This is a genomic window from Micrococcus sp. HMSC31B01, assembly GCF_001816085.1.
Classification (GTDB): Bacteria; Actinomycetota; Actinomycetes; order Actinomycetales; family Micrococcaceae; genus Micrococcus; species Micrococcus luteus.
In genome coordinates, this window is record NZ_KV825141.1 from 1 (window position 1) to 7,960 (window position 7,960).

At 72.4% G+C, this 7,960-nt stretch carries 8 protein-coding genes and 1 pseudogene; 6 read left to right on the top strand and 3 right to left on the bottom strand.

Features of this window, described 5'->3' with window-relative positions:
* The 6 genes from whiA to secG all read left to right on the top strand — a co-directional run.
* Positions 1-463: DNA-binding protein WhiA (whiA, locus tag HMPREF3105_RS06790; protein WP_070709033.1), on the top strand; the 463-nt coding region annotated here is incomplete at its 5' end.
* Between the two features lie 149 nt (positions 464-612).
* Entirely contained in the window at positions 613-1,239 is a 627-nt protein-coding gene (locus HMPREF3105_RS06795) for a superoxide dismutase (RefSeq protein ID WP_036315296.1), read from the top strand.
* Positions 1,240-1,424: 185 nt separating this feature from the next.
* Complete coding sequence (gene gap / locus HMPREF3105_RS06800) at positions 1,425-2,435, top strand: type I glyceraldehyde-3-phosphate dehydrogenase (RefSeq protein WP_041105191.1); 1,011 nt, start codon at positions 1,425-1,427, stop codon at positions 2,433-2,435.
* 107 nt (positions 2,436-2,542) lie between these two features.
* Positions 2,543-3,790, top strand: coding sequence for a phosphoglycerate kinase (gene pgk, locus HMPREF3105_RS06805; protein WP_070709034.1), 1,248 nt, complete (start codon positions 2,543-2,545; stop codon positions 3,788-3,790).
* 2 nt (positions 3,791-3,792) lie between these two features.
* Entirely contained in the window at positions 3,793-4,584 is a 792-nt protein-coding gene (gene tpiA, locus HMPREF3105_RS06810) for a triose-phosphate isomerase (protein ID WP_036315288.1), read from the top strand.
* An 81-nt stretch (positions 4,585-4,665) separates the two neighbouring features.
* On the top strand, positions 4,666-4,917 hold the full coding sequence (gene secG / locus HMPREF3105_RS06815; RefSeq protein WP_036315286.1) for a preprotein translocase subunit SecG: 252 nt from the start codon (positions 4,666-4,668) through the stop codon (positions 4,915-4,917).
* 93 nt (positions 4,918-5,010) lie between these two features.
* Here the strand turns inward: secG and HMPREF3105_RS06820 are convergent, their stop codons facing one another.
* The 3 genes and pseudogenes from HMPREF3105_RS06820 to HMPREF3105_RS06830 all read right to left on the bottom strand — a co-directional run.
* On the bottom strand, positions 5,011-5,952 hold the full coding sequence (locus tag HMPREF3105_RS06820; protein ID WP_036315284.1) for a glucose-6-phosphate dehydrogenase assembly protein OpcA: 942 nt from the start codon (positions 5,950-5,952) through the stop codon (positions 5,011-5,013).
* Positions 5,949-7,511, bottom strand: a complete 1,563-nt coding sequence (zwf, locus tag HMPREF3105_RS06825; protein ID WP_036315281.1) for a glucose-6-phosphate dehydrogenase — start codon at positions 7,509-7,511, stop codon at positions 5,949-5,951. The genes HMPREF3105_RS06820 and zwf overlap by 4 nt, the downstream gene beginning before the upstream one ends.
* Positions 7,501-7,960, bottom strand: a pseudogene (locus HMPREF3105_RS06830) (glucose-6-phosphate isomerase); the annotation flags it as partial. The gene zwf and the pseudogene HMPREF3105_RS06830, both read right to left, overlap by 11 nt.

A 7,960-nucleotide genomic window follows, 5' to 3' on the forward strand; every position in this document is an offset into this window, starting at 1 on the left:
GCTCCGCGTGGCGGCGAAGGCGCGCGAGGTGCGTCAGTCGGACCGCGTCGTGGTCCGCGACGGCGAGGCGATCGCCACGCTGCTCGCCGCCGTCGGCGCGGAGCAGACCGCGACCCTCTGGCGCGAGCGGCGCGAGCGCAAAGAGGTCCGGGCCACCGCCAACCGCCTGGCGAACTTCGACGACGCCAACCTGCGCCGTTCCGCCCAGGCCGCTGTCACGGCCGGGGCGAAGGTGGAGCGGGCCCTCGAGATCCTCGGGGACGAGGTGCCCGACCACCTTCGCTACGCGGGACGGCTGCGCCTCGAGCACAAGCAGGCCTCCCTCGACGAGCTCGGCCGCCTCGCGGACCCGCCGATGACCAAGGACGCCGTCGCCGGGCGCATCCGCCGGCTACTGGCCATGGCGGACAAGCGGGCCGCCGAGCGGGGCATCCCCGGGACGGACGCGGCCTCCGAAGGCTGAGCGCGGGATCACCGTCGACGGGATCTGGCCCCGGCGCTCCGCCCCCGATCACAATGGAGACGGACGGAATACGCCGCCGAGACGCGAGGTTGCCCGAGGTGGAGGCCGAGGGCGTCCTGCCCGCAGCCTCGCCTGACCAAGGAGGAAGCATGACCGAATACACCCTTCCGGAGCTGGACTACGACTACGCCGCGCTGGAGCCGCACATCTCGGCCCGCATCATGGAGCTGCACCACTCCAAGCACCACGCCACGTACGTCAAGGGCGCGAACACCGCCCTGGAGAAGCTGGCCGCCGCGCGTGAGGCCGGCGACTTCGGCTCCGTGAACCAGCTGTCGAAGGACCTCGCCTTCAACCTGGGCGGGCACACGAACCACTCGATCTTCTGGAAGAACCTCTCGCCGGAGGGCGGCGACAAGCCGACCGGCGAGCTGGCCGCCGCCATCGACGAGTACTTCGGCTCGTTCGACCAGTTCCAGGCCCACTTCACCGCCGCCGCCCTCGGCATCCAGGGCTCCGGCTGGGCCGTGCTGGCCTACGAGCCCATCGGCGGCAACCTGGTGATCGAGCAGTTCTACGACCAGCAGAACGGCGTGCCGGTCGCCACCATCCCGCTGTTCCAGCTGGACATGTGGGAGCACGCCTTCTACCTCGACTACCAGAACGTCAAGGCGGACTACGTCAAGGCGATCTGGAACATCGTGAACTGGGCCGACGTGCAGGCCCGCTTCGAGGCCGCCCGCGCCGGCGCCTCCGGCCTGATCCTCCCGGCCTGATCCACACCGCGCACCGGGGCGCTGACGTCGTGGCCCCACGACGTCAGCGCCCCGATGCGGGGAGGGGCTCGGCGCTCCGGCCCTGTCCCCACCGCGCGCCCGGACCGGGCGCGACCGCTCGACCGTACCGCCCCGGACCCACCGCCACGGGGACCACGCAACGCGAACTAACGAGAGAGACCACCATGACCAAGATCGCCATCAACGGCTACGGCCGCATCGGACGCAACATCGTGCGCGTGCTCAGGGACCGCGGCCACGAGAACCTCGAGCTGGTCGCGGTGAACGACCTCGCCGACCCCGAGGACCTGTTCTGGCTGACCCAGTACGACACCATCCTGGGCCGCTACCCGGGCGAGCTGGAGCGGACCGAGAAGGGGTTCCGCATCGACGGCCGCGACGTCGCGTTCTTCCAGGAGGCCGACCCGACGAAGCTGCCGTGGGGTGAGCTCGGCGTGGACCTGGTCATCGAGTGCACCGGCATCTTCACGACCGGCCCCAAGGCGCAGGCCCACCTCGACGCCGGGGCCAAGAAGGTCCTCATCTCCGCTCCCGCCAAGGAGGTCGACGGCACCTTCGTGATGGGTGTGAACGAGCACACCTACGACGCGGAGACGATGCACATCGTCTCGAACGCCTCGTGCACCACGAACTGCCTGGCCCCGATGGCGAAGGTCCTCAACGACGAGTTCGGCATCGTGGACGGCATCATGACCACGATCCACGCGTACACCGGCGACCAGAACCTGCACGACAACGTGCACAAGAAGGATCGCCGTCGGGCGCGCGCCGCGGCCCAGAACATGGTGCCCACCTCCACGGGCGCGGCCAAGGCCATCGGTGAGGTCATCCCGGAGCTGAAGGGCAAGCTCGACGGCTTCGCCATGCGGGTGCCCACCATCACCGGCTCGGCCACCGACCTGACCGTGGAGCTGACGCGCCACGTGGAGGTCGAGGAGATCAACGCGGCGTTCAAGAAGGCCGCGGAGTCCGGTCCGCTGCAGGGCCGCCTGGTCTACTCGGAGGACCCGATCGTGTCCTCGGACATCATCACCTCCCCGGCGGCGTGCACCTTCGACGCCCCGCTGACCAAGTCCATCGGCCAGACCGTGAAGATCATCGGCTGGTACGACAACGAGTACGGCTACACCTCCCAGCTCATGGACTTCGCAGACCTCATCGGCTCGAAGCTCTGAGCCCGCACGGCGCCCGACGGCCCGGGCCGACGGTTCCTCCGTCGGCCCGGGCCGTCCGCCTAGACTGCACCGTGAACCGACCCCGCTCCGGCACCCCAGGAGGCATCATGCCCGCACCGACCCTCACCGATCTGCTCGAGGCCGGCGTCGCCGGCCGCACCGTGCTCATCCGGTCCGACCTGAACGTCCCGCTGGACGGGGACACCGTCACCGACGACGGCCGCATCCGGGCCTCGCTGCCCGCGATCCGGGACCTGGCCGAGGCCGGTGCGTGCGTGATCGTCATGGCCCACCTGGGCCGCCCCAAGGGTGAGCCGGACCCCGCGTACTCCCTCCGTCCGGTCGCCGCGCGCATGGCCGAGCTGCTGGGCGCCGACGTCGCCCTGGCCGCGGACGTGACCGGGGACGACGCGCGCGCGAAGGCCGCCGCCCTGCAGGACGGCCAGGTGCTGTTGCTGGAGAACGTGCGCTTCGACGCCCGCGAGACCTCCAAGGACGATGCCGAGCGCGCCGCACTGGCCGGCGAGATGGCGGCGCTGGCCGGCGACGACGGCGCCTACGTGGGCGACGCCTTCGGCGCGGTCCACCGCAAGCACGCCTCCGTGTTCGACGTCGCGGCACAGCTGCCGGCCCACCAGGGCCCGCTGGTCGCCGCCGAGCTCGAGGTGCTCACCCGTCTGACCGAGTCCCCGGAGCGGCCTTACGTCGTCGTGCTGGGCGGGTCGAAGGTCTCGGACAAGCTGGCCGTGATCGACAACCTGCTGGACAAGGCCGACACGCTGCTGATCGGCGGCGGCATGCTCTTCACGTTCCTCAAGGCGCAGGGCCACGAGGTGGGCGCCTCCCTGCTCGAGGAGGACCAGCTCGACACCGTCCGCGAGTACCTGCGCCGCTCCGAGGCCGGGGCCGCCCGCATCGTGCTCCCCACGGACATCGTCATGGCCTCCGGCTTCGCGGCCGACGCCGAGCACGAGGTCCTGGCCGTGGACGCCCTCACCTCGGGCGCGCACGGCGCGTCCGCCATGGGCTTGGACATCGGCCCCGAGACGGCCCGGGCGTTCGCGGAGCAGATCCGCGGCGCCCAGACCGTGTTCTGGAACGGCCCCATGGGCGTGTTCGAGTTCCCGGCCTTCGCGGAGGGCACCCGGGCGGTGGCCCGGGCCCTCACCGAGGCCTCCGCGGCCGGCGGCCTGTCGGTGGTCGGCGGCGGCGACTCCGCGGCGGCCGTGCGCACGCTCGGCTTCGCCGACGACGCGTTCGGCCACATCTCCACCGGCGGCGGCGCCTCCCTCGAATACCTCGAGGGCAAGGAGCTCCCGGGCGTCACCGCCCTGGCCGGCGAGGGGCGGGCGTGAGCATGGCGGAGCAGACCACACGCGTGCCGCTGATCGCGGGCAACTGGAAGATGAACCTGGACCACCTCGAGGCCGTCACCCTGGTGCAGCGCCTCACGTGGCTCCTCACGGACGCGGACCATGACCAGGAGGCCGTGGAGGTCGCGGTGTTCCCGCCCTTCACGGGCCTGCGGGCCGTGCAGACGCTCGTCACCGGCGACCGCCTGGACCTCGCCTACGGCGCGCAGGACCTCTCGCCCGAGGACGCCGGCGCCTACACGGGCGACGTCTCCGGCGCGTTCCTGGCCGCGCTGGGGTGCCGCTACGCGATCGTGGGCCACTCCGAGCGTCGCACCCTCCACGGGGAGGACGACGCGCTCGTCGCGCGCAAGGCCGCCGCGGCCCTGCGCCACGGCCTCACCCCGGTGATCTGCGTGGGCGAGGGCCTGGAGGTGCGCCAGGCCGGCCGGCACGTCGAGCACACGCTCGCCCAGCTGGAGGGCTCGATCGCGGGCCTGTCGGCGCAGGACGTGGCCGGCGTCGTCGTCGCCTACGAGCCCGTGTGGGCGATCGGCACGGGCGAGGTCGCCGGCCCCGAGGACGCGCAGCAGATGTGCGCGGCCCTGCGCGCCCGCGTGGCCGCACTGCACGGCGACGACGTCGCCGCCGGACTGCGGATCCTCTACGGCGGCTCCGTGAAGTCCTCCAGCGCGCCGGCGCTGCTGGCGCAGCCAGACGTGGACGGCGCCCTCGTGGGCGGCGCCAGCCTCGACGCGGACGAGTTTGCTAAGATCGTCCGGTTCGACCAGGCCTGATCCGTCCGGCCCGACCGACCGCATTCTCCGTGACGGCCCCGGCGCGCGCCGGGGCCGCACCTCGACCCGAGGAGCCCTCCCGTGGACGTCCTGACCCTGGCCCTGCAGATCCTCGTGGTCGTGCTCAGCGTGGTCATCGTGCTGCTCATCCTGCTGCACAAGGGCCGCGGCGGCGGCGTCTCGGACATGTTCGGCGGCGGCGTGACCAGCTCGATGAGCTCCTCGGGCTCCGCCCAGCGTCTGCTCACCCGCCTGACCGTCGGCTCCGTGGTCGCCTGGGGTGTCGTGATCGCCCTGCTCGGCGTCCTGCCGCGTCTGACCATGGAGTCCTGAGGCCGCCCCGCCGGGCCCCGACGCGAACGCCCCGCACGGAAGATCCGTGCGGGGCGTTCGCGCGTCCCGGACCGGTGGGGCGCCGGGGGCCCCTCAGCGTTCGGAGGCCTGCACGGGGGAGAGGTCCGTGCGCGGCAGGCCCTGGTGGAGCACGGCGCCGAAGACCTCGTCCGGGTCCAGGCGGCGCAGCTCCTCGGCCAGGCAGTCCTGGATCGTCCGGCGTGGCAGGGAGATGCGCTGCACCGGCCGGCCCTGCTGATAGAGCCGGGCCACCTGCGACTGCGAGCGGGAGAGCACCACGTCCCCGTCCGTGCACCGCAGGCGCACCGCACGGATCCCGTGGCCGACCTTCGAGTGCGCGATCGTCACGGGCACCTTCAGGGTCAGGGTGAGCCACGCCGCGAGCAGCATGGTGCTGGGGGAGTCCGGCGCCCCGTCCACCGTCACCGAGCGCAGGGTGGCCACGTCGAGCGTGTCGAAGATCCCGGCCACCTGGATCCGCCACAGCGTCAGGCGCGTCCAGGCCAGGTCGGTGTCCCCCTCATGGTGGCCCGCGCGCAGAGCCCACAGGGCGGGCTCGGCCGCGGACGCCGAGGCCGTGTCCGTGATCCGGCGGTGGGCCAGGCGACCGAGCGCCGTCGCCGAGGGGACCCCGGGTGGCACCCCGGGCCACCACACGACGATGGGCGCATCGGGCAGGAGCAGCCCGGAGACGAGCGACTCGTCGGCGTGGGCGTTCTCCCCGGCGCACCACAGCACCACGACGTCGGAGGCGCCGGCGTCGCCCCCGACCCGGATCTCGGCGTCCAGGCGGGTGGGGGCCGCGGGGTCGCCCAGGGCCAGGACGACGATGCGGCACGGGTGTTCGAGCGAGGCCGCGTTGGCGGCCTGGACGGCGGACTCGATGCCGGCGTCGTCCGTGCTGATCACGAGCGTGAGGACGCGGCCGAGGGCCACGACCCCGCTCTTCTCGCGCAGCTGCGTGATGCGCTTGGCCACCTGGGAGGTGGTGGTGTCGTGCATGCGGATCTTCACGGGCGCCTCCAGCTTCGTCCGTCGCGGGCCATGAGGGCGTCGGCCGAGGGCGGTCCCCACGTGCCCGGGGCGTAGGGCTCGGGCTGGGTGCCCAGGCTCGCCCAGTGCTCCTCGAACGGGTCCACGATCCGCCAGGACAGCTCCACCTCGGCCTGGCGCGGGAACAGCGGCGGCTCCCCGAGGAGCACGTCGAGGATGAGACGCTCGTACGCCTCGGGGGAGTCCTCGGTGAAGGCGTGGCCGTAGCCGAAGTCCATCGTGACGTCGCGGATCTCGGTCTGCGTGCCGGGCACCTTGGACGCGAAGCGGATGGTGACGCCCTCGTCCGGCTGCACCCGGATGACGATGATGTTCTGCCCGAACTCGTCCCCGTCGTGGACGGGGAACAGCAGGTGCGGGGGCTTCTTGAAGACGACGGCGATCTCCGTCACCCGCCGGCCGAGGCGTTTGCCGGCCCGCAGGTAGAACGGCACGCCCTGCCAGCGCCGCGTGCGGATGCCCACCTTGAGCGCGGCGTACGTCTCCGTGACGGACGCCGGGTTGAAGCCCTCCTCGTCGAGGAATCCCGTGACCCGCTCGCCGCCCTGCCAGCCGGAGGTGTACTGGCCGCGGGCGGAGGCCGCCGCGAGTCCCTCGGGCGTGTCCGGGACGGTCACGGCCTCGAGGACCTTCTCCTTCTCCGCGCGCAGATGGTCCGCGTCGAACGAGATCGGCTCCTCCATCGCGGTGAACGCGAGCAGCTGCAGGAGGTGGTTCTGGATGACGTCGCGCGCCGCGCCCACGCCGTCGTAGTAGCTCGCCCGTCCACCGATGCCGATGTCCTCGGCCATCGTGATCTGGACGTGGTCCACGTGCTCCGCGTTCCAGAGCGGCTCGAACATCCGGTTGGCGAACCGGAACGCGAGGATGTTCTGCACCGTCTCCTTGCCGAGGTAGTGGTCGATGCGGAACACCGCGTCCGAGGGGAAGACGCGCTCGATCACAGCATTGAGCTCCTGCGCGCTGGCCAGGTCGTGGCCGAAGGGCTTCTCGATGACCACGCGGCGCCACGGGCCCTCGGCCGGCTGCGACCGGTCGGCCAGGCCCTGGTCGGCCAGGTGGCGGGAGACGGCCTCGAACCAGTCCGGCGGGATGGAGAGGTAGAACGCGGTGTTCCCCCGCGTGCCGCGTGAGGTCTCGAGCTCGGCGAGCACCTCGTCGAGACGGACGTAGGCAGCCTCGTCGTCGAACGCGCCGGAGACGAAGCGCAGACCGCCCTGGAACTGGTCCCACACGGTCTCGTCGAACGTGGTCCGGGAGGAGGCCTCGACGGCGGCGCGCACGTAGTCGGCGAACTCCTCGTCGGACCAGCTGCGGCGACCGAAGCCGACGAGGGAGAACGCCGGCGGCAGCAGGCCGCGTTGGGCCAGGTCGTACATGGCCGGCAGGAGCTTCTTCTTCGCCAGGTCGCCCGTCACGCCGAACAGCACGAGCGCCGACGGGCCCGCGATGCGGGTCAGGCGCCGGTCACGGGGGTCGCGCAGCGGGTTGCGGGGGGCGGTCCGGGACTCACCGGCCACGGACGGCGCTCCTCAGGGCCTCGATGCCCGCGTCGCGGCGGCGCAGGTGCAGGGTGACCACGGGGCGGCCGAGATCGCCCAGCACCCGGGCGTCGCCCGCTGCCTGCGCGGCGATGAGCCTGCCCAGGGAGAACGGGCGGCCGGGCACCTCGAGGTCCAGGCCGGCGTCGCCGGTGATCTGCAGGAACACGCCGACGGCCGGGCCGCCCTTGTGGAACTGTCCGGTGGAGTGCAGGAACCGCGGACCCCAGCCGAACGTGACCGGGCGGCCGACCAGGTCCGCCAGGTCCGCGCGCAGCTCCTCGAGCTCGGCGTCGTCATGACGGGAGAGGTAGGCGTGGACCGCCAGGTAGCCGCCCTCGGGCACCAGTGCCGCCGTGGCGCGCAGCACGCCGGCCAGGTCCGGGGCAGAGGTCACGGACGCCGGGCCGGAGACCTCGACACCCTCC

Bases quoted from the DNA above. Each gene is read 5' to 3' on its own strand.
- HMPREF3105_RS06795 (WP_036315296.1), top strand. From the start codon at position 613: ATGACCGAATACACCCTTCCGGAGCTGGACTACGACTACGCCGCGCTG.
- gap (WP_041105191.1), top strand. From the start codon at position 1,425: ATGACCAAGATCGCCATCAACGGCTACGGCCGCATCGGACGCAACATC.
- pgk (WP_070709034.1), top strand. From the start codon at position 2,543: ATGCCCGCACCGACCCTCACCGATCTGCTCGAGGCCGGCGTCGCCGGC.
- tpiA (WP_036315288.1), top strand. From the start codon at position 3,793: ATGGCGGAGCAGACCACACGCGTGCCGCTGATCGCGGGCAACTGGAAG.